Consider the following 21,973-nt stretch of genomic DNA (forward strand, 5'->3'; position numbering starts at 1 on the left):
TACTAATAGGGCATTTTAATGTTTTTAGGAATTATAATGTATTGAAATTATTTTACAATTTTTATTGAAAACTACCACTATATAATTCATATCTTTCAATATGATTAATATGTTTTTGATAATCTTTATTCATTAAATTTATAGTAGTATAGCTTTCACGATTAATAAAATTAGGATCTGATATTAATTTACAACCTAAATTTAATACATTATTTGCAGCTTCACAAGTTTTTTTTAAAAGCTCTTTGTCAATAACTGTAGCATCAATATTAATATATGAATTTATATCAACACAATTATCAATTTCTATAGGATTACCACCTAAATCAGTTATTATATTACATATTCTATATGCATGTTTTTGGTAGTCATTTCGAACTTTAGATATTTGAGAAATAACATCTTCATTTTTAGAGTGCTTTATATAATCTTCAAAAAGGTTTATATCAATATATATGCCCTGTAATAATTCATTTAAACTATTAACTATATATTTTTTATCCAAGAAAATCAACTCCTTGCAATAATATTCATTATATTATTGCCTAAGTGGTATTGACATTATTCATATTAGAAAATATTATAAAAGGATAAAAAGGCCATTTAATATATGATCTTTTCAAAGCATACTAGGATTTGATAACTGGTTTGTCTAGTTTTTCTGGGTCTTCTAGTTTTTCCATTGAGAATCCTGTGTATCCATAAACTATTGATATTATAGGATTTATATAGTTCAAGAAGCAGAATGGTGCATATAAGAAACAAGAAACACCAAGAGTAGTAGACATAAATGCTCCACAGGTGTTCCATGGAATAAATGGTGATGTTAATGTTCCAGAATCTTCTAGAGCTCTAGATAAATTCTTAGGTGCTAAGCCACGTTTAGCATACTCATCTTTATACATTCTACCTGGAATAACTATAGATAAATATTGATCTCCAGCAAGTATATTAACAACAATGCAAGAAATTATAGTAATTAGTACAAGAGAACCTGTATTAACGGCAAGTCTAAGTAATTTTTCAGCAAGTACATTTAAGAATCCAGCTTTCTCCATTATACCACCAAAGGTCATCGCACATATAATTAAAGAAACGGTATACATCATACCTTGAAGGCCACCTCGAGTTAATAGTTCATCTACAATTTCAACTCCAGTTTCACTTACATATCCATCATTTAAAATGTTAACTATATCACCATAATTAGAACCTTGTACTAAAATAGCTAAAAGAACTCCCGTAGCAACACCTATTAGTAGTCCTGGAATTGCAGGCATTTTTTTTATAACAAGTATTATTACTATTATTGGAGGTAGCAATAGAATTGGGTTAATTACACCGGAGGCTTTTAGTCCATCAAATATTATATTCAACTTTGATACATCCAATTCTTGGCCTGCATATTTCATCCCAAGTATAGCGAATAGTATAAGAGATATTATTAAACTTGGCGTTGTAGTATAAAACATATGCTTAATGTGATCAAATAAAGTAGAACCAGCCATAGCAGGAGCTAAGTTAGTTGTATCAGAAAGCGGTGACATTTTATCTCCAAAATATGCACCAGATATTATAGCACCAGCTATCATTGGAGTAGGGATTCCTAAACCAATACCTACGCCTATAAGTGCAATACCTACAGTACCAGCAGTTGTCCACGAACTTCCAGTAGCTAATGAAACTATAGCGCAGATTATACATGTAGCAACTAAGAATATACCAGGAGATAAAATTTTAAGTCCGTAATAAATCATTGTTGGTACAGTACCACTTAATATCCAAGCACCAATTAAAACTCCAATTATCATAAGTATTATAATTGCTTGCATTGACATTTGAATAGTATCGATAAATCCTTTTTCGAGATCTTCCCATTTAAATCCAATACATAAAGCTGTAATAGTTGCAGCTGCAGCTGCAATTATTAAAGGAATATGTGGACTTGATTCATAGAATATAATTGCAATAGATAGAGAAATAATGAGAACTAAAATAGGTATAAGAGCTTGCCAAACTTTTGGCTTTCTAGGGGGGGAAGCTATCTTACTAGATTTTTGTTTTTTTTCTTTCATTAACAACACACTCCTATATTAAATTCCAATTTAAGTAATTAAATAAATTATATATCAGTATAATTATAATTGCAATACTATTCAGAAAATTTATGAATTAAAAAGCCGTATTTAATATTATGCATTTTTATGAAAAATAATTGATATAAACAGCTATTATAATTAGTTTATGAAACTTGATAAATTATTATATTCATTTTATTGTAATAAAAAAAGAGTACAAAAAAACTTTGTACCCCAAGTTATTATAAATGTTATAATTATACACTTATATATTAAATGATTTATAGGCTGTAAGAAATTTATTTATATCATCTTCGCTATGAGAAATTGATAGGAACATTGCTTCAAATTGTGACGGTGGTAAATTAATTCCTTTGTCTAACATATGCATAAAATATTTTCTAAATATGTTTGTATTACAACTTTTAGCATCTTCGTAATTATTAATTTCATTTAAGTCTGTAAAAAATACAGTCATCATACCACAAACTCTATTAATTACTACATTTATATTTTTTTCTTTTGAAATTTCTTTAATACCATTTTCTAATCTTGTTCCTATGGTTTCTATATGGGTATATATATCTTGTTTTTCATGTAATTCTTTAACTGTTGCTATTCCAGCAGCCATAACAAGAGGATTACCTGACATGGTTCCTGCCTGATACACAGGGCCTAATGGAGCAAGTAGTTCCATGATTTCACGTCTTCCGCCATAAGCCCCACAAGGTAAGCCGCCTCCAATAATTTTACCATAGGTAATAAGATCAGGTTTAACATTTGGGAATAGCTCTCTTGCGCCTTTATATGCAATTCTGAAACCACACATTACTTCATCAAATATTAATAAAGTACCATTATCTTTACAAAGTTTATCTAAGTTCTCCATGAACTCCATAGAAGGTTTAACAACTCCCATGTTTCCAGCAATAGGTTCAATAATAACACAGGCTATATCATTACTATAAGCAGTAAATATTTCTTTTAAATTATCTATATCGTTATAATTAGCAACAATTGTATGCTCTATGTGTTCTTTAGGTATACCAGCGCTGCCAGGTATTCCACAAGTCATAACACCAGAACCTGCACTTACTAAAAATCCATCATAATGGCCGTGATAACAACCAGCAAATTTAACAATTTTATTTCTCTTAGTATAGCCTCTGGCTAATTTAATTGCACTCATAGTAGCTTCAGTGCCAGAGTTAACCATTCTAATCATATCAATTGAGGCAGTTTCACATAAAAGTTTTGCTAAGTCTAATTCTAATTTTGTTGGTGCACCAAAGGCTATAGCAGTTTCTGAAGTATTTTTTATAGCATCAACAACTCTGGAGTTACAATGCCCTAAAATCATAGGTCCCCAAGCTCCAACAAAATCTATGTATTTTTTATTTTCTTCGTCATATATTTTAGAACCCATACCAGATTTTATAATAGGAGGGGTGATACCCATATCCTTAAGTGCTCTTACTGGACTATTAACTCCTCCGGGAATATACTTTTTGCTTTCTTCAAATATAGTTTTATTGTTCATTAAGCTCTTCCTCCTAATTAAATTTATTTAGAAAAATACGTTCAATTAACTCATAGGCGTCCTTATTATTTCCTTTTAAAGTTTCTTCTTTTAAAACTTCAATGGCACGATTTATATATGTGTTAGCACTACTTTTTAAAAGGGTAGCTACAAGCTTGTCATTATCTTTAGTGTACTTTTTATTTTTAAAAGTTTTAAGATTATTTTCCACAAGTAATTTACCTTCTTCTTTTACATCTTTAATTATACCACTTAAGGACATTAACTTTAAAAAATTATTATATTCACCATAGTATTTCTTTATTATATATTTATTTGAATTCATAATATTTCTTCGCTGAATCTTATTTTCTTTATCTACATTTTGAAGATTATCTAAATTAAATAAACATATATTTTTTAATTCACTACAAGAATCTTCAACATTAATTGGTAAGGAAAGATCAAAAATTAAAATTGGTTGTGAAGGGAGATCTTTCTTTAGTACAATTGGAGTAGGGGAAGAAGTACAGCATATTAAAGCATCTATATATTTATAAGTATCTACCATATTATCAATGGGTATAATTTCAATCTTTTTATTTTCCATTAATTTTATATTTTTTATTATAGTACTATGATTAATAACCTTATCTGTATTTCTTACTACAATATATATTTTATCTAAGATATCTTGTTTTCCTATAAGATAATTTAAAGTTAATTGAGCCATTTTACCAAAACCTAATATTAATATATTTTTACAACCTTGGTCTATAGCTTTTTTAGCAGCAATAGATGAATAGGACACAGGTGTCTTATATAGTTTACTTTCGGTTTTAAACTCTTTACCACAACTAATAGCCATTGTAAATAGCTTATCAAAAGAAGCTTTTATAACTTTTAACTCTTTACTTTTTAAGTAGGCATCCTTTACTTGACCTAAGATTTGATCTTCACCTAAAATTTTTGAATGAAACCCACAACTAACTTCCAGTAAGTGAGTTATAGCCTTGCTATCATTAGAGTAAAATATATATTTAATAAACTCTTCATCCCAATTAAGTGTATTGAATACTTCTTGTATTATGATATTTTGAGATAGGGAAGATTTTAAGTATATTTCTGTTCTATTACAGGTATTAATTATAACAACTTCTTCGCATAGAGTTTCTTTCATTTTTAGTAATATTCCATCTATATTATCTTGGGATATTGCTAGTTTAGCTCTTAAAATTAAGTCAAGTTCTTTCTTTATTCCAATTAAATGAATCATCTTTACCCCCAAATCTATGAAACTACTAAATTTTATTTAATCAAATTTAAAACCCACTACAAGTGGGCACATTATAACTCATATATTGTAACATGAAAATTATACTATATGAAAATTTTTTTGACAATGATAAAATAGGATAATAAAATTGTATTGTATAGATTACTAATTTCTAACAAATAAAAGGTGAGGTAATACTATGAAAAAGTTTATTCTAAATGTCCTTATTTCTATTACAGGTTTTGTTTTAATTATTCTTATTTCTACTTTAATAGTAACAAGCATTAAACCTATTTATACTTACAGTATTAATAAATTTAATATGGAAGAGAGAACAAGCTTATCTATTGCGGAGATGAAAAAAAATTATTCTTATGTAATAGACTATTTGTTATATAATAACAACGACAAATTTGAACTACCATCTTTAGAATCATCAGAGGCTGGTGCTTTTCATTTTAAAGAAGTAAAGGAATTATTTAAACTAGCTAAGATTACTATATTAAGTTTAATAATTACGTTAGCAATATTGTCTGTACTGTATACTAGCAGTTATAAGAGCTATATTTATATAAAATATATTTCCATTATATCAATTATTACTCCAGTTATATTCTCAATAGTTGTAAGTATTAACTTTAATTTTTTCTTTACAATATTCCATAAAATTTTTTTTAATAATGATAAATGGATTTTTGATCCCAACACAGATCCTATTATAAACATATTACCTGAAGAGTTTTTTGCATTATGTACTGGTACTATTGGAATTCTTTGCATAGTCATTGGAATAGTACTATATGTGGTGTATTACAATTATAATAAAAAGAATTTAAAAAGATATTAGAAAAAATCTAATATCTTTTTGAAATTAAAGATAATTTACATTGACTTTTTTACCTAATGCAGTTAGTAATCTGGCTATGTCTTTAACAATTTTAATTTTTAAATTAAATTCATCTGGAAAAGATGGATTTTGATGAGCTGGATTAACTGCTTGCCCTATATATATATCTATGGATGTACCTTCATTAATTAACATATTAGTAATTCTAGAGGCTCCATCAGAGCCATTTATAGCACAGGGTATAGCATTCTTTTTAATGGAATTTAGATAATTTTTTAATAATTCTTTTACTTTATTTAAAGTTAGTATACCTTCTGTAACCAAGTCTATCCCTTTCATAAATCCCATAGGCGGGACTTCCGAAGTATAATGCTTTAAGTCTATCTCTATCGGGGTGTGTAATGTATTAGATATTATATTAGCAGTAGTGCCACCACATACAATTTTTTTACCTGTAGCATTTTTCACAAGATTTATAAGAATATCATCGTCATCCTTATTTTTAGGTGGCCCTGTAAAGAGAGAGATGTTTTGTTCCTTTCTTATCTTAATAGTTACTACTGTTGTATCATCCCCAGGTTTATTATCATATAAGTCTTTACAAACCTCTAATAGTTGTCTACATATGTTTTGAGCAATCACCTCTTTATGGAGTACATTAGTTAGATATCTATTTATATGAGGCCATTCCCAACCTAAATTTAAGAGTCCACCTACACCAGCATGTACAACTCCGTCACTTATAATAACTAGAGCATCAGATTCATTCATATAAAATCTACTTTCAAAAATAACTTTACCATTCACTATACGTCGATTCTTCTTGATGTCACAACTACGATTATTTCTAAAAAGAAAAACAGGTGGATTATCGTACTCTACCATATATACCTCGCCACTGTTTTTAATTTTCACAATTGTAAAAGTGGAGTAGGCTAACTTTCTAACTTGACATTCAGGCAATGTATTAATTATAGTATCTATAGTCTCATCTATAGTAGCTCCTTCTTTTAACATAGTAACTGCAATCTTAGATGTTAAAGTTCCTAGTATATTAGCTTTAACACCACTGCCAAGACCATCTGACATCACTACGATAATTCCATCTTCTGTATTAGCAATTTCAACGTTGTCACCACAAAGTTCTTCACCGTGTTTATTCATACTCATATTAGCTACATCTAAGTAATATTTTCTCATATTAGTCTTCCTCTTCTAATACTTTTTTTAACTCTAGGATAGCAACTTTAGTTTCTGCAGTAGTTTCACCAAGTAAGCTAGCAATTTCTTGAGCAACCATCATTTGCTTGTTTATAATTGTTTGGGTAACATCAATAGATTTACGCTTCAATTCAGTCAATTCTAATTTCCTATTTTCTTCCTCAGTTATGTCTGTAAATGTTATCAATAAAGATGAGTGATTTTTAATATAAATTACACTTTTATACCCATGAAAATCTAACTTACTGTAGAATACTTTTTTACCTAAAATATTCTTTTTTGTGTCGGCTACTTTTTTAAAGTCTAAGTCGTGTATAATTTCTGTTATAGGAACTCCTATTATACTTTCTTTTTCACAATTTAAAAACATTCTTCTTCCAGAGGGATTAATGTCCTTAATCAATAAGTTATCATCAATTATAATTAAAGCATTAGGTGAATTTTTAAATATTTCACTATTCATATTTTCTGCTAATGATCTCATATAAGGTACACACATCTCAACCTCAGACATTCCATTGTAAACAGCAATTGCCTTTTCAACACAAGTGTTGTATCCACAAGCGCCACAGTTTAATTCATCTTCTTTAGTGTATTTTCCCATTTGTTTAAGAAGAACTTTAATTTCATCGTCTTTAGGTGTTAGCATATGGATTTTTTTATTTTCAAAGTTTCTTGTAAGATTAAGATTATCCTTATTTATATTAATAACTTTTGAATTATTATTTTTTGTTTTTAAGTAATCTTGAATTCTTTTTAGTCTAGTGTATACAGATTCATTATCAGATAATGTGCCTGGACCGCCAAGACAACTTTCATTACAGGCACTTAATTCTATACACACATTCTTTAAAGTGTTATTTTTAAGTTCCTCTAAAATAACTTTACAATTTTCCAGACCATGAACCCTAATTACATTTAAATCTTTTTTATCAATAGTAGGTCTTATGGCATTTAATATTCCACCAACTACAGGATAGCGATCACCTCTTGTAGTACCGCTAAAATCTACTTCTCCATCTTCTAGTTCAGAATATTCAATACCATTTTCTTTTATATAGTCGATGATTTCGTCAAAGGTTAACACAGAATCAACAAATCCTAAATTAGATTCAGATAAAGCTTCATATTTTTTAGATACACATGGACCTATAAAAACAGTATAAGATTCCTCATATCTATTTTTTATGCTTTTTCCATGGGCGACCATAGGAGAGGATACTGGTAAAACTAATGGAATTAATTCAGGATAATATTTTTCTATTAACATTACTATGGAAGGACAGCAACTTGTGATAAATTCACTACTTGAACTACAATCAATCCTACATTCATATTCTTGAGTTACTAGTTCTGCACCTATGGAAACCTCTTCAATATAAGAAAAACCTAATCTTCTTAGAGCAGTTATCAATTTAGAAGGATGAGAGAATACTCCTCTAAAAGCAGGTGCTAATTGAGCAACAACTGTTTTATTGCTATTTAATGCTGCTTTGACATCATCAATATCTGAAAGCACATGACGAGCGTTTTGAGGACATACGACTAAACAATGACCACAAAAAATACATCTATCTTCTTGGATTTTAGCTTGATCATTTAAGACTTCTATAGCTTTAACTGTACAAGTACGTACACATTTGTAGCAATTTTTACAGTTAGCGGAGGAAAAATTCATTACTTGCATAGATTCACCTTCTTAACTATATATTCTTCAAAGAATTTATCTACTTCATCTTCATTTACAGTATAAATGTTATCATCGACAGTAACACATACCGAATCAGTACAATGACCAAGACAAAATGAAGCTTTTAATTCTATTTTATCTGTTAAATTATTTAATTCTATTAAGCTCTTAATTCGGTTTATAACATTGTGAGAACCTCTTACATAACAAGCACTTCCAACACAAACTTTAACAATCAAAATAAAACCCCTCCTTAATCTGTATATATGTTATATAATAAATTATAGAACTTTGGTAAAATACCGTCAATCACATGTTGTTATACATTTGACAATGTTATAAAAGTAATGTAAATAATAAGTATAAAATTTATTATGGGAGGATATAAAATGAGATTAGTAGTTATTTCTGATATTCATGGTTCTTCAAAATACACAAAAAAAGCTATAGAAGTATTTAATAGAGAACAGGGTGATTATTTATTAATTCTTGGAGATATACTTTATCACGGGCCAAGAAATCCATTACCGGAAGAGTATGATCCTAAAGAGGTAGCAAAGATACTAAATGAATATAGATATAAGATAATTGCAGTACGTGGAAACTGTGATTCGGAAGTTGATCAAATGTTATTGGATTTTCCATGCATGGGAGATTATTCTGTAGTTTTATATAATAACAAAAGATTTTTTTTAACTCATGGACACAAATATAATGAGAATAATATGCCTAATATATCTACAGAAGATATAATGCTACATGGTCATACACATATATTAGGTATTAATAAAAAAGATGGCATTTCTATAATTAATCCAGGTTCTATTTCTTATCCAAAGGAAAATAATCCTCATAGCTATGGAGTTGTAGATGGAGATGTATTCTATATAAAAACATTAGAGGGAACTATAATTCAAGAAATAGTATTGAACTAAATAATGTTCTATATTAAAAAGTAGAGGGTATTTCCTCTACTTTTTAATTATTTTATCAATTATATTAGATTCAATTAATTCACTTTTACTAAATCCGTTTCTAAAGTATCTCACTTGCTTATACTTAACTCCACCCATTTCAAAATCAAGGATATCAATTCTATCTCCCTTAAAAATTTCAGCTTCTTTCTTGCCTTTTAGAAATATATGAATTTCCATATCATTCCTCCTTGTAGTTATTAATTAAATAGATTATATAACAACGTAGATGATTTATTCAATAATATAGCTAAAGGAATTATTAAATTATGTTAAATAGTATTTTAAAAAATTAAATATATAGAAACTATTTAAGGGTGTTTTTGTACACATAAAGTCATATAATTAAAAAATTTCAAGAATAATTAAAAAATTGAGTATGTTAACATGAAAATAAATGTTATAATAATATGTAAAGGTTCTGGTGGTTATATTGTTGCTATCTGTGCTGCAAAACTAAGTACTAAAGCTTTACTAACGCAAAAGAAAAAAACTTGTTAAAAAGCTATTCACATGGTTCCACCAAAAACAACTAATTTTAATTGCAGGAGGAGTATGTATGAACTTAGAACATGTTAAAAACATTGATACGGAAATTTATGAAGCAATTTGTCTTGAGACTGCTAGACAGGAAAGTAAAATCGAACTTATCGCTTCAGAAAACTTTACAAGTGAGGCCGTGAGAGAGGCTATGGGGTCCACTCTTACAAATAAATATGCAGAAGGATATCCAGGAAAAAGATATTATGGTGGTTGCGAATGCGTAGATGTTGCTGAAAATATTGCTAGAGATAGAATGTGTAAACTATTTGGAGCAGACCATGCCAATGTTCAACCTCATTCAGGTTCTCAAGCTAACATGGCAGTTTATATGAGTGTATTAGAACCAGGAGATAAAGTATTAGGAATGAATTTATCTGATGGTGGACACTTAACCCATGGAAGTCCAGTTAATTTTTCTGGAAAGTTATATAAATTTATATCTTATGGAGTAGGTGAAGATGGATTTATAGATTATGATGCATTAAGAACTGTAGCTTTAGAGGAAAGGCCTAAAATGATAGTTGCGGGGGCTAGTGCTTACTCAAGAATAATAGAATTTGATAAAATAAGATCAATATGTGATGAGATAGGTGCATATATGATGGTAGATATGGCTCATATAGCTGGACTTATTGCCGCAGGTGTACATCCTAGTCCAGCTCCATATGCAGACTTTATTACAACAACAACTCATAAAACTTTAAGAGGACCAAGGGGTGGGGCAATACTTTGTAAAGAAAAGTATGCAAAACTAGTAGATAAAACTATATTCCCTGGAATACAGGGTGGTCCATTAATGCATACTATTGCAGCTAAAGCTATCTGCTTTAAAGAAGCTCTAGACCCATCTTTTAAAGAGTATCAGCAAAAAGTTTTAGAAAATGCTAAATCTCTTGCAAGTGCATTAAAAGAAAAAGGATTTAAATTAGTGTCTGATGGTACTGATAATCATTTAATTCTTGTGGATTTAAGAAATAAAGATATTACAGGAAAAGCAGCGGAGCATCTATTAGACGAAGTTGGAATCACTGTAAATAAAAATACAATACCTTTTGAATCCCAAAGCCCATTTGTAACTAGTGGTATTAGAATAGGTACTCCTGCTACTACTACTAGAGGTTTTGGAAAAGAAGAAATGATTGAAATTGCTGATATAATGAATTGGGCAATTGATAACAGAGATGCTGATTTATCACCTGCTAAGGAAAGAGTTAAAGCTCTTTGCAATAAAATTCCATTATATAAGTAAAGTATTTGTAATAACTAAGGACCTAGCATTTTCACTGCTAGGTCTTTACATTTTTTATAGAATATAAGAATGAATGCAAAGTAAAATTCACATTATATTGACTTATGTGTTTAAACCTCTTATAATTATGGGTGAAAATTAAATAGTATTTTAGGTGCTTTTTAAAAGTGAAAAGGGAATATGGTTAAAATCCATAGCAGCCCCCGCTACTGTAAATGATGACGACCCTCAAATACCACTCTTAATAGGGGAAGGTGAGGTTAGAATGATTCATAAGCCAGGAGACCTGCCTAAATATGAGCTTTCGGAGGGAAATGAGCTATTTTAGTGACTAAGTTAATATGTATAAGTAAAATTAAAGATTTTGGTAAGTTTATCTTACTTAGATTTAAACTTATATTTTTTATTTTACTAAGATGGAAATTTTAATTATTTGGCAAGGGAGCTTTTCTTCCTTGCTTTTTTATTTTATTTAAATTGAAACTCGACTCACTGCGTTCGCTGAGTAAGTGATTCACCCCAAATCAAAGATTTGGGTTCTCTACTTAATAGAAAGAAGGTATTATAAATGGCTAAAATAATGATTCAAGGTACAGCTTCTTCTGTAGGAAAAAGTATACTAGTTACTGCATTATGTAGAATATTTAAACAAGATGGATATTTGGTATGTCCATATAAGTCACAAAATATGTCTCTTAATTCATATATAACTTTGGATGGAAAAGAGATGGGGCGTGCTCAAGTTTTGCAAGCTTATGCTGCAGGGCTTGAACCTGAGGTATATATGAATCCTATTCTACTAAAACCTACTACAGATAAAAATTGTCAAATAATTTTTAATGGAGAAGTATATGGTTACTCCAATGCAAAGGAATACCACAATTTAAAAGTTAAATTTAAGGATGATTTAAAGTCTGCTTTTGAAAAATTAGAAAATCAATTTGATATTATTGTTATGGAAGGGGCAGGAAGTCCAGCAGAAATAAACTTAAGAGACAACGATATTGTTAACATGGGGATGGCTGAACTAATAGATGCACCTGTTTTACTTGTAGGTGATATCGATAAGGGCGGCGTATTTGCTTCTTTATTAGGTACTATTATGCTCCTTAGTGATAGTGAAAAGGACAGAGTTAAAGGAACTATTATAAATAAGTTTAGAGGAGATATATCCTTACTTAAACCTGGAGTAGATAGTTTAGAGGAGTTAACTCATAGGGATTGCTTAGGGGTTGTTCCATATTTTAAATTAGACTTAGAGGATGAAGATGGAGCTGTTGACCTTAATAAAAATATCACAGATAAAATTGATATAGCCATTATAAGGTTACCGCATATATCAAACTTTACTGATTTTGATGCGTTATCTATAGAACCAGATGTTTCTGTAAGATATGTGGAAACTGTAACTGAATTTAAAACTCCTGATTTAGTTATAATTCCTGGAACTAAAAATACCTTAGGGGATTTAGAATATTTAAAAAAATCAGGCTTATATAACAAAATTAGAGAATATGAAGTTAATGGGAAAATCATAGGTATTTGTGGAGGATATCAAATGCTAGGGAAGATATTAGAGGATCCTTATGGAGTTGAAACTACACTAGAGTCTATGGAAGGATTAGATATTTTACCTATAAAAACAGTTTTTGAAGAGAAAAAGATTACTACTAGAGTTAATGGTATCATAGCAAAGGATTTAATAAACAATGATACACCTTTAAGTATTTATGGATATGAAATACACATGGGAAAAACTACGATTTTAGATGAAGGTAAAAGCCTTATTAACATAAATAAGAGCAATAATGAAGAAGCTAATCATTTAGATGGAGTAGTAAATAATAAAGGAAATGTTATGGGAACGTATATTCATGGTATTTTTGATGGGGTTGAGTTTAGACAACACATTATTAATGAATTAAGAAGAGACAAGGGAATTGAAGAGAAGGTTTCTATGGCTTATGAGCACTTAAGAGAAAAGGAATTAGATAAACTAGCTGACCTTGTAAGAGCCTCTATAGATATGAATAAAATATATAAAATAATGGGCTTAAATAGATAGTGGGAGAAGTTATCATGATTAATTTTCATATATCCTTAAATATACTTTGTGTATCTTTAGCAGTTATTTTAGACTTTATTTTAGGTGATCCTAATTGGCTACCACATCCGATTATATATATAGGAAAACTTATTGGAGCTATAGAAAAGTGGCTAAGAAGACATTTCCCTAATAATATTAAATTGAAGTGGGCTTCTTTATTTATGGTGTTTATGGTTTGTATAATTACATACACTATTCCATATTTATTACTTAAGCTATCTATAATAAATAATATTGTTTTTATAGTAGTTAATACTTTAATAATATGGACAACGCTTGCTGCTAAGAGTCTTCATACAGCCGGAATTCAGGTCTATAATGCTCTTGTTCAGGATGATATAAAAGAAGCTAGAGTTAAGCTTTCATATATTGTAGGTCGAGATACAACTTCTTTAAGTAAGGATGAAATAATTCGAGGTGATGTAGAAACTATAGCTGAAAATACTTCTGATGGTATAATTGCACCTATAATTTATGCCATCATAGGAGGGGCACCACTTGCTATGATGTATAAAGGAATTAACACTATGGATTCTATGGTAGGGTACTTAAATGAAAAATATAAGAATATAGGTTTTTTTCCAGCAAATGTTGATGATATATTTAATTTTATTCCTGCTAGACTAACTGGAGTATTAATGTGTCTTACAGCATGGGTAGTTAAGGGAAGGATAATTGAATCCTTTAAGATTATGATTAGAGACAGAAAGAATCATAAAAGTCCTAATTGTGCCTATCCTGAGGGAGCTACTGCTGGAGCCTTATCTATTCAATTAGGTGGTGCTAATACCTACTTTGGAGAAATTGTAGAAAAACCAACTATTGGAGATGCTACAGAAGCTTTAAGTCATCAACACATTAAGAAATCTATAATACTAATGTATAGTAGTGAAATTTTACTAATAATATTAAGTTTAACATCTATAATTATACTTTAGTTAAAGGTGAGTGTTTTTATATACTTGCACATATTAAGATGAAAGGTGGTATATATATTTTGAAACATGGAGGAGATATATATACTGAAGGTACTTTAATTGGAAGAAAACTTTTAGACTTTAGCTCAAATGTAAATCCTATATCCATATCTAAGGATTTTAAGGGAAATATAGGAGAAGCTTTAGAAAAGGTACCTCTGTATCCAGATATAAAATATAGAGAATTAAAAAATAACCTATTAAATTATTTATTTAAAAGTAATGAGTATTTTAATGGAAATGCCTATGGTAAAGAGTATTTTAATAGCATAGGTATTGAAAATATTATAGTAGGAAATGGAGCAGCTGAAATTTTAGATTTAGTTATAAGCTACTTGAATTCTATAACCATAGTTGTTCCTTCCTTTGTAGAATACGAAGATTTTAGTAAAAAACATAAATTGGATATCAATTATTCTTTTTTAAATGAGTTTATGGAATATGATTATGAAGATATTTTTACACAGATACAAAATACTGAGGGGTTAATAATGGCTAATCCTAATAATCCAAATGGTTGTATTATTGATCATTGTAAATTTAAAAACATATTAGATTATTGTGAAGCCCATAATAAATTAGTGATTATTGATGAAGCGTTTATAGAGTTTGTATTAGATAATAATAAGAGTATAATTAATTATATACATAATTATAGTTGTATTGTAATTGTTAGAGCTATAACAAAATTTTTCTCCATGGCAGGAGTTCGTTTGGGCTATGCCATAAGTAGAAATAATAAATTACTAGATTTCATTATTTGTAATCAAAATCCTTGGACAGTGAATTGTTTTGCAGAAGTTGCTGCTAAGTATGCATTATTTGATGAAAAGTTTATAGATGAAAGTAAAAATTGGTTGATATCCGAAAGAGCATTTATGAAAAAATCTTTGAATGATATAAAGATTATACAAAAGGTGTATGAAAGCAAGGCTAATTATTTTCTTTGTAAGATAAAAGGAATTACAAGCTCAGAACTTTTAAAACAGCTTATGGAAAAGGGTATTTTAATTAGAAATTGTAATAACTATACTGGTCTTAATGATAGTTTTGTAAGGTTAGCTATAAAAACTAGAGATATGAATGAAACTATTATAAAAGCTTTAAGTGAAATTAGTAGCTAAATAAATATTAAAATAAAGGATAGGATTCTCATGGATAGTTTTAATGATTCCGTATTTATTTCATTGAATGGTATGAATACTAAAGTTTTAATATTAGGAGGAGGAAAAAGTGCTTTAATAAAAGCTAAAACTCTTTTAAATAGTAGGTTTGTGGTTCATTGCATCTCAGAACAGTTTACAGATGAATTTAAGTTGTTAGATGGTGTTTATGATAATTTGAAACTTCTAGATAAAACTTTTACTAATGAGTTATTGGAGGATTATCATTTAATTGTAATTTGTACAAATGATTCTAAATTCAACGAAAATATTAGGAATATATGTAACAGTAAAAATAAAATTTTTATTGATACTACCCTTCCGGAGAATTCTAAAGCTATTCTTTGTGCTACAGGAAGAAGTGAAAATATTGCTTTGGGGCTTCGAATTAAAGGAAAAAATCCTAAAGCATCGGTATTTTTATGCAATAAGGCAAAGGAGTATCTTCAGAACTTTGACAATTATATAGAATTTATAACTCATATTAGAAATAATGTAACAACTTTAAATAATAAAAGTGAAATTCTAAATTTTATATGTTCTGAAGATTTTCTTTTCTTCTTTAACAATGGATACCATATTGAGATTTTGCAATTATTTTATTCGGATTTAATAAATGAATGGGTATAGATTTAAATTATACAATGAATGGAGGAGTAGAATTGAATTTAAAATTAGCTACACGAAAAAGTAAGCTTGCTCAAGTTCAAACTGATTATGTAATGGATTTGGTTGAAGAGCTACATAATATAAAATGTGAAAAGGTTCTTACAGATACTTTAGGAGATAAAAGACTTGATGTAACGTTAGATAAAATAGGTGGAAAGGGAGTCTTTATAAAAGAGTTAGAAAAATTAATGATTGATGGAAAAGCACATGGAGGAGTCCATAGTATGAAGGATGTGCCATATGAGCTACCAGATGGTTTCTCTATTGCTGCTACGCCAATAAGGGAAGATGTAAGGGATGCCTTTGTTTCTATGAATGGTGTTTCATTTTTTAATTTACCTAAGGGGGCTAGAGTTGGTACTAGTAGTAAAAGAAGAAGTGAGCAAATTCTCCTTTTAAGACCAGACATTGAAATAGTTCCTGTAAGAGGTAATGTTCAAACAAGAATTGATAAGATTGAAAATGAAAACTTAGACGGAATAGTATTAGCAGCTGCTGGATTAAAGAGATTGGGATTAGAAGGAATTATTACCAATTATTTTGAAACAAATGAAATAATTCCTGCTATTGCACAAGGAGCTTTAGGTATAGAAATTCATGAGAGTTGTGAGTATGCAGATGAATTAAGGGCTCTAGATAATGAGGAAGTTAGAATTTGCGTAGAAGCTGAAAGAAGTTTTATGAGAGAGTTAAAGGGTGATTGTCATTCTACTATTGGTGCATATGCTTCTATAGAAGATGATGTAATGACTATTATGGGTATATATGAAGTCAATGGTAATTTAGTAAAAGACACTATAATAGGAAATAAAGAAGAATATTTAAACTTAGGAAAAAAATTATCAGAAGTTATCTTAAATAAGTAGATATTTAATAGGAGGATTTATGGGAAAGGTTTATTTAATTGGAGGTGGTCCAGGATCACCAGACTTAATAACATTAAGAGCTATAAAGGTTTTAAGAGAATGTACAGCTATACTTTATGACAGATTATCTGGTTCTGAAATATTAAAATATGTAAATAGAGATGCAAAACTTTATTATTGTGGAAAAGAGCCAGGATGTCACTATAAAACTCAGGAAGAGATTAATGATACCTTAGTTAAATTAGCAAAAGAAGGACATATTGTTGGAAGAATTAAAGGTGGAGATCCATACATATTTGGTCGTGGTGGTGAAGAAGCTTTAGCTCTAATAGATGAAAATATTGATTTTGAAGTAGTGCCAGGTATAACTTCACCTATTGCAGCACTCAATTATGGTGGCATACCTGTAACCCATAGGAAAATTGCCCAAAGTTTTCATGTCTTTACTGCTAAAAGTGCAGCTGGTTTAAACTTAGATTTTGAAACTATAGCTAAATTAAAGGGTACTTTAATTTTTATGATGGGTTATGAACAATTAGGAGGCATTTGCAACGGTCTTATTACTGCTGGATTAGGAGAAGAAACTCCAGTAGCTCTTGTAATGAGTGGAACTACCTCTAATCAAAAGAAAGCAGTAGGAACTTTAAAAGATATAACTGAAATAGCAAAGGAAAAGGGCATATCAAATCCATCTATCATTGTAGTGGGAGAAGTAGTCAAATTCAATGATAAGTTGAATTGGTTTGAGAAGTTACCTCTATTCGGAAGAAATATTTGCATAACTAGGAGTAAAGCACAAAGCAGGGAAATTGGCGATGAATTATCTAAATTAGGAGCTTCAGTTACAGAAATAAATTCTATTGCAATAGAACCTAATCCTGAAAGTATTAAAGCTATTGAAAATAAATTAGAAGACTATAAGTATATATTATTAACTAGTATTAATGGAGTTGAAATGCTATTTAATGCATTATACCATAACAGTATAGATATAAGAAAAATTAAAGGTGAGTTTGTTTCTATAGGAGATGCTACTACTAAAGCTTTAAAAGCTAAGGGAATAATTCCAACTTTAACAGCAGAGGAATTTACAGGTGAAGGTTTATTTAAAGCTATAGAACTAAAGGTTTCATCAGGAGATAAAATATTAATTCCACGCTCAAAAAAGGGGAGAGACTATATTGTAAATGAACTTCGAAATATTGGAGCTGAGGTAGATGATATACCAGTATATGACACAGTTATTGGTGAAAATCCTAATATAGTTTCTTTTGATAATTGTGATACAGTTGTATTTACTAGTCCTAGCACCGTAGAAAATATGATTACTTTAGTTGGAATAGATAAGATAAAAGAAAAATCAATTATATCAATAGGGCCTATTACTTCAAAGGCTTTAAATATTCATCAATTAGCCTATACACAATGTGATAAAATTGGAACTCAAGGTATTATATATACCTTAATAAAATAAATTTTTTTAAAGACTGAAAGGTAGGTGTATCATGGCCTTGCATTAATAGGCCATGTTTATTATGTTCAAAAGATATAGAAGATTAAGAGAAACTAGTGCAATAAGAGATATGGTACGTGAAACTATTTTAAATAGTAATGATTTTATATACCCAATTTTTGTGGTTGAAGGAGAAAATATTAAAGAAGAGATTCCATCTCTGGTAGGGAATTACCACTGGTCTTTAGATAGATTACCAGAAGTTATAGATGAAGTTATTGCTGCAGGAGTAAAAGGTATAATCTTATTTGGACTTCCGGATGAGAAGGATGAAATTGCTTCTTCAGCTTTCTGTGAAGAGGGTATAGTTCAAAGAGCAATAAGAAAAGTCAAAGAAATCTCTAAGGAATTATTTGTTATTACCGATGTATGCATGTGTCAATACACTTCTCACGGTCATTGTGGAGTTATTAAAAATGAGAGAGTAGATAATGATGAAAGCTTAAAGTACTTAGCTAAGATTGCACTTTCTCATGCTAAAGCTGGAGCAGACATGATTGCACCTTCAGATATGATGGATGGTAGAGTTAAAGCCATAAGAGATATCTTAGATGAAAACGGATTTAAGCATATATCTATAATGAGTTATAGTGCAAAATATAGTTCTGCTATGTATGGTCCTTTTAGAGCAGCTGCAAATTCAGCTCCTCAATTTGGAGATAGAAGCAGCTATCAAATGGATCCTGCTAATGGTAAGGAAGCTATGAGAGAAATCGCAGCTGATATTGAAGAAGGTGCTGATATAGTAATGGTTAAACCAGCTATATTATATTTAGACATAATAAAAGAGGCCAGTATGACTTTTAATATGCCTATAGCTGCCTACAATGTCAGTGGAGAATATGCTATGATAAAAAATGCAGGAGAAAATGGATTAATTGATGAAAAAAGAGCTGCTCTTGAAATGTTAATTTCAATAAAAAGAGCTGGTGCTAAATTAATTATCACTTACTATGCATTAGAAGCAAGTAAATGGATTAAAGAATAAATAGATTTAACATAAAAACTCATTGTAATAAAGCAATGAGTTTTTTTATACCATAATAATTAGAAATCAGAATTTAGATATTTGGTATAATGAATAATTTTAAAATAAAATTCATATTTATAAATTATATCATTGATTGTATAAAATTTTAGCAGTATAATAGGTTTAGATGTTTATTAGTAGAAAATAGGGGTGAATATGGATGAATGTTAAAGAAAAAATTGAAAGCCTAAGAAGGGCTATGAAGGAAAATCAATTATCAGCTTACATTATTCCTAGTTTTGATTCTCATCAAAGTGAATATGTAGCTGAATACTTCAAAGCTAGAGCATGGATTTCTGGCTTTACAGGTTCAGCTGGAACTGTAGTGGTAACTCTTAATAGAGCAATACTATGGGCAGATGGTCGTTATTATATTCAAGCTGAAAAGCAACTATCTGGTACGGGAATAGAGCTTTTTAAAATGGGACAACCTAAGGTTCCTACCTTCACAGAATTTCTAAAAAAAGAGCTTAATCCAGGAGATATAGTTGGGTTTGATGGTTCTGTAATGCCTATTGGAATATATAAAACTATGACAGAAACATTTAAAAGCAGAAAAATAAAAATAAATCCAGAAAAGGATTTAATATCTCCAATTTGGAGTGATAGGCCAGCTATGCCTAATACAAAGGTGTTTCTTCATGATGTTAAATTTGCAGGTAAATCAGCATCAGAAAAACTTGCTATTATTCGTGAAAAGATGAAGGAAATAGGGGCTGAATATTACGTATTAAGTTCCTTAGATGATATCGCTTGGACATTAAATATTAGGGGAAATGATGTAGAAAGCAGTCCTGTAACAATATCTTATTTATTAATTAGCATGGATTATGTTAAGTTTTTCATAGATAATAATAAATTAACTGATGAAGTTATAACCAATCTAAAGGCTTCTTCTGTTGATATATTAAAGTATAATGAGATATTCAATAACTTAAAAGAACTTAAAGATACATCTATATTATTTGATCCAAATAAAACTAATGTGAAAATTCTTACCTCATTAAATGAATCTATTTCTAAAATCGAAAAAAGAAATATAACTACAGATTTAAAAGCAATAAAGAATGAAGTTGAAAGAAGTAACTTTAGAAACTGTACTATAAAAGATGGAGTCGCTATGGTTAAGTTCATAAAGTACTTAAAAGAAAATGTAGATAAAGAAGAAATATCTGAGATGTCAGCCGCAGATACACTAATTAAATTAAGAAGTGAACAAGAGTATTTTGTTGAACCAAGTTTTTCAACCATAGCTGCATATAAAGAGCATGCTGCCATGATGCATTATTCTGCTACGCCAGAAAGTAATTATATTTTAAAGCCAGAAGGATTATTCTTAGTGGATTCAGGTGGGCAATATTATGATGGAACTACAGATATAACAAGAACCATAGTTCTAGGTGAATTGACCGAAGAAGAAAGAAGAGACTTTACTCTTGTAGTTAAGAGTAATTTAGCTTTAACTATGGCTAAGTTCTTATATGGAGCTACTGGATCTAATTTAGATGTTATTGCAAGAACACCACTTTGGGAAGCAGGAATTGACTATAAATGTGGAACTGGTCATGGAGTTGGATTTTTCCTTAATGTTCATGAAGGACCACAAAACTTCTCACAAGTTCCTAATACAGTAGTATTTGAAGAAGGAATGAATGTTACAAATGAACCTGGTGTATATAAAGAAGGTAAGCATGGTATTAGAATAGAGAATTTACTATTTGTTACTAAAGACAATGAAACAGAATATGGGGGACAATTTATGAAGTTTGATGTAGCTACCTATTGTCCTATAGATTTAGATGGTATAAAAATAGATATGCTTACAGAAAAGGAAAAATTATTCTTAAATAATTATCATAAAGAAGTATATAAATTGTTATCACCTTATCTAAATACAGAAGAAAAAGAATTTTTGAAGAAAGAAACTAGAGAAGTTTAACCTTATATTACAAATTATTGTTTCATAACAAAACAAAAATCATCTCTACATAATAGGGATGATTTTTATTATAGCATTTTAATATTATAGCATTTTAAATATTCCGGATATTATAATTAGTAACATACCTATAAACAAATAACTGAACATATTAGAATCACGGTTCATGGCAATACCTCCAAACTTACTGGTGTTTATATGTACACTTATAATATATACGCTATATAGGTGGAAAAAATACCTGATTAAATAATATAAAAAAATATAATATTTTACTATAATGTGATATAATTATACTTAATACACAAGCAT

19 protein-coding genes and 1 riboswitch are annotated in these 21,973 nt (G+C 29.3%); of the genes, 11 read left to right on the forward strand and 8 right to left on the reverse strand.

Translation table 11 applies throughout. The features are described from left to right. Positions 1 to 61: 61 nt before the first annotated feature. The 4 genes from B3Z56_RS11535 to hemA form a co-directional block, all read right to left on the reverse strand. On the reverse strand, positions 62 to 505 hold the full coding sequence (locus tag B3Z56_RS11535; protein WP_346848111.1) for a ferritin-like domain-containing protein: 444 nt from the start codon (positions 503 to 505) through the stop codon (positions 62 to 64). A gap of 124 nt (positions 506 to 629) precedes the next feature. Next, positions 630 to 2,075 carry a Na+/H+ antiporter NhaC gene (gene nhaC / locus B3Z56_RS11540; RefSeq protein WP_346848112.1) on the reverse strand — a complete coding sequence of 482 codons (1,446 nt, stop codon included), beginning with the start codon at positions 2,073 to 2,075 and terminating at the stop codon, positions 630 to 632. Positions 2,076 to 2,343: 268 nt separating this feature from the next. After that, positions 2,344 to 3,618, reverse strand: a complete 1,275-nt coding sequence (gene hemL, locus B3Z56_RS11545) for a glutamate-1-semialdehyde 2,1-aminomutase (protein WP_346878807.1) — start codon at positions 3,616 to 3,618, stop codon at positions 2,344 to 2,346. Positions 3,619 to 3,631: 13 nt separating this feature from the next. Then, entirely contained in the window at positions 3,632 to 4,873 is a 1,242-nt protein-coding gene (hemA, locus tag B3Z56_RS11550) for a glutamyl-tRNA reductase (RefSeq protein ID WP_346848114.1), read from the reverse strand. A 199-nt stretch (positions 4,874 to 5,072) separates the two neighbouring features. Here hemA and B3Z56_RS11555 point away from each other — a divergent pair, with 199 nt between their 5' ends. Continuing rightward, positions 5,073 to 5,720 carry a TIGR01906 family membrane protein gene (locus tag B3Z56_RS11555; protein ID WP_346848115.1) on the forward strand — a complete coding sequence of 216 codons (648 nt, stop codon included), beginning with the start codon at positions 5,073 to 5,075 and terminating at the stop codon, positions 5,718 to 5,720. Between the two features lie 24 nt (positions 5,721 to 5,744). Here the strand turns inward: B3Z56_RS11555 and B3Z56_RS11560 are convergent, their stop codons facing one another. Genes B3Z56_RS11560 through B3Z56_RS11570 form a run of 3 tightly spaced genes read right to left on the reverse strand, consistent with a single transcriptional unit; the run spans position 5,745 to position 8,870 of the window. Then, entirely contained in the window at positions 5,745 to 6,920 is a 1,176-nt protein-coding gene (locus B3Z56_RS11560) for a SpoIIE family protein phosphatase (protein WP_346848116.1), read from the reverse strand. 1 nt (position 6,921) lies between these two features. Then, positions 6,922 to 8,628, reverse strand: coding sequence for a [Fe-Fe] hydrogenase large subunit C-terminal domain-containing protein (locus B3Z56_RS11565; protein WP_346878808.1), 1,707 nt, complete (start codon positions 8,626 to 8,628; stop codon positions 6,922 to 6,924). Beyond that, positions 8,619 to 8,870, reverse strand: coding sequence for an NAD(P)H-dependent oxidoreductase subunit E (locus B3Z56_RS11570; protein ID WP_346848118.1), 252 nt, complete (start codon positions 8,868 to 8,870; stop codon positions 8,619 to 8,621). The genes B3Z56_RS11565 and B3Z56_RS11570 overlap by 10 nt, the downstream gene beginning before the upstream one ends. 150 nt (positions 8,871 to 9,020) lie before the next feature. Here B3Z56_RS11570 and yfcE point away from each other — a divergent pair, with 150 nt between their 5' ends. Then, complete coding sequence (gene yfcE / locus B3Z56_RS11575) at positions 9,021 to 9,566, forward strand: phosphodiesterase (protein ID WP_346876189.1); 546 nt, start codon at positions 9,021 to 9,023, stop codon at positions 9,564 to 9,566. Between the two features lie 36 nt (positions 9,567 to 9,602). Here the strand turns inward: yfcE and B3Z56_RS11580 are convergent, their stop codons facing one another. Next, positions 9,603 to 9,785: a hypothetical protein gene (locus B3Z56_RS11580; protein WP_150845548.1), complete on the reverse strand. Its 183-nt coding sequence runs from the start codon at positions 9,783 to 9,785 to the stop codon at positions 9,603 to 9,605. Positions 9,786 to 10,164: 379 nt separating this feature from the next. Between B3Z56_RS11580 and glyA the strand changes: the two genes are divergently transcribed. The 9 genes from glyA (at position 10,165) to B3Z56_RS11625 (ending at position 21,661) form a co-directional block, all read left to right on the forward strand. Continuing rightward, the gene (gene glyA / locus B3Z56_RS11585) at positions 10,165 to 11,397 is read left to right on the forward strand and encodes a serine hydroxymethyltransferase (RefSeq protein WP_346878809.1); all 1,233 of its coding nucleotides are present in this window, start codon (positions 10,165 to 10,167) and stop codon (positions 11,395 to 11,397) included. A gap of 135 nt (positions 11,398 to 11,532) precedes the next feature. Further along, positions 11,533 to 11,705, forward strand: a riboswitch (cobalamin riboswitch). A 260-nt stretch (positions 11,706 to 11,965) separates the two neighbouring features. Continuing rightward, a complete protein-coding gene (locus B3Z56_RS11590; protein ID WP_346848121.1) occupies positions 11,966 to 13,462 on the forward strand; it encodes a cobyric acid synthase in 1,497 nt (498 codons plus the stop codon). 14 nt (positions 13,463 to 13,476) lie between these two features. Next, entirely contained in the window at positions 13,477 to 14,442 is a 966-nt protein-coding gene (gene cbiB / locus B3Z56_RS11595) for an adenosylcobinamide-phosphate synthase CbiB (protein WP_414633081.1), read from the forward strand. Between the two features lie 38 nt (positions 14,443 to 14,480). After that, positions 14,481 to 15,605, forward strand: coding sequence for a pyridoxal phosphate-dependent aminotransferase (locus B3Z56_RS11600; protein WP_414632446.1), 1,125 nt, complete (start codon positions 14,481 to 14,483; stop codon positions 15,603 to 15,605). A gap of 30 nt (positions 15,606 to 15,635) precedes the next feature. Then, positions 15,636 to 16,274 (forward strand): NAD(P)-dependent oxidoreductase, encoded by a 639-nt coding sequence (locus B3Z56_RS11605; RefSeq protein WP_346848123.1) that lies wholly within the window; start codon positions 15,636 to 15,638, stop codon positions 16,272 to 16,274. A 32-nt stretch (positions 16,275 to 16,306) separates the two neighbouring features. Next, positions 16,307 to 17,179, forward strand: coding sequence for a hydroxymethylbilane synthase (hemC, locus tag B3Z56_RS11610; protein WP_346848124.1), 873 nt, complete (start codon positions 16,307 to 16,309; stop codon positions 17,177 to 17,179). A gap of 19 nt (positions 17,180 to 17,198) precedes the next feature. Beyond that, a complete protein-coding gene (cobA, locus tag B3Z56_RS11615; protein WP_346878810.1) occupies positions 17,199 to 18,653 on the forward strand; it encodes a uroporphyrinogen-III C-methyltransferase in 1,455 nt (484 codons plus the stop codon). 61 nt (positions 18,654 to 18,714) lie between these two features. Next, positions 18,715 to 19,680 carry a porphobilinogen synthase gene (gene hemB, locus B3Z56_RS11620; RefSeq protein WP_346876193.1) on the forward strand — a complete coding sequence of 322 codons (966 nt, stop codon included), beginning with the start codon at positions 18,715 to 18,717 and terminating at the stop codon, positions 19,678 to 19,680. Between the two features lie 202 nt (positions 19,681 to 19,882). Further along, on the forward strand, positions 19,883 to 21,661 hold the full coding sequence (locus B3Z56_RS11625) for an aminopeptidase P family protein (RefSeq protein ID WP_346878811.1): 1,779 nt from the start codon (positions 19,883 to 19,885) through the stop codon (positions 21,659 to 21,661). The last annotated feature ends 312 nt before the right edge of the window (positions 21,662 to 21,973 follow it).

The organism is Clostridium sp. UBA7791 (genome assembly GCF_002480755.1).
GTDB classification, from domain to species: Bacteria; Bacillota; Clostridia; order Clostridiales; family Clostridiaceae; genus Clostridium_J; species Clostridium_J sulfidigenes.

Coding starts and splice junctions, on each gene's coding strand:
- B3Z56_RS11560 (WP_346848116.1), bottom strand. CDS start 6,920: ATGAGAAAATATTACTTAGATGTAGCTAATATGAGTATGAATAAACAC.
- B3Z56_RS11590 (WP_346848121.1), top strand. CDS start 11,966: ATGGCTAAAATAATGATTCAAGGTACAGCTTCTTCTGTAGGAAAAAGT.
- B3Z56_RS11625 (WP_346878811.1), top strand. CDS start 19,883: ATGAATGTTAAAGAAAAAATTGAAAGCCTAAGAAGGGCTATGAAGGAA.
- hemA (WP_346848114.1), bottom strand. CDS start 4,873: ATGATTCATTTAATTGGAATAAAGAAAGAACTTGACTTAATTTTAAGA.
- B3Z56_RS11600 (WP_414632446.1), top strand. CDS start 14,481: ATGAAAGGTGGTATATATATTTTGAAACATGGAGGAGATATATATACT.
- cbiB (WP_414633081.1), top strand. CDS start 13,477: ATGATTAATTTTCATATATCCTTAAATATACTTTGTGTATCTTTAGCA.
- nhaC (WP_346848112.1), bottom strand. CDS start 2,075: ATGAAAGAAAAAAAACAAAAATCTAGTAAGATAGCTTCCCCCCCTAGA.
- B3Z56_RS11580 (WP_150845548.1), bottom strand. CDS start 9,785: ATGGAAATTCATATATTTCTAAAAGGCAAGAAAGAAGCTGAAATTTTT.
- yfcE (WP_346876189.1), top strand. CDS start 9,021: ATGAGATTAGTAGTTATTTCTGATATTCATGGTTCTTCAAAATACACA.
- hemL (WP_346878807.1), bottom strand. CDS start 3,618: ATGAACAATAAAACTATATTTGAAGAAAGCAAAAAGTATATTCCCGGA.
- B3Z56_RS11565 (WP_346878808.1), bottom strand. CDS start 8,628: ATGCAAGTAATGAATTTTTCCTCCGCTAACTGTAAAAATTGCTACAAA.
- cobA (WP_346878810.1), top strand. CDS start 17,199: ATGGGAAAGGTTTATTTAATTGGAGGTGGTCCAGGATCACCAGACTTA.
- B3Z56_RS11605 (WP_346848123.1), top strand. CDS start 15,636: ATGGATAGTTTTAATGATTCCGTATTTATTTCATTGAATGGTATGAAT.
- hemB (WP_346876193.1), top strand. CDS start 18,715: ATGTTCAAAAGATATAGAAGATTAAGAGAAACTAGTGCAATAAGAGAT.
- B3Z56_RS11555 (WP_346848115.1), top strand. CDS start 5,073: ATGAAAAAGTTTATTCTAAATGTCCTTATTTCTATTACAGGTTTTGTT.
- glyA (WP_346878809.1), top strand. CDS start 10,165: ATGAACTTAGAACATGTTAAAAACATTGATACGGAAATTTATGAAGCA.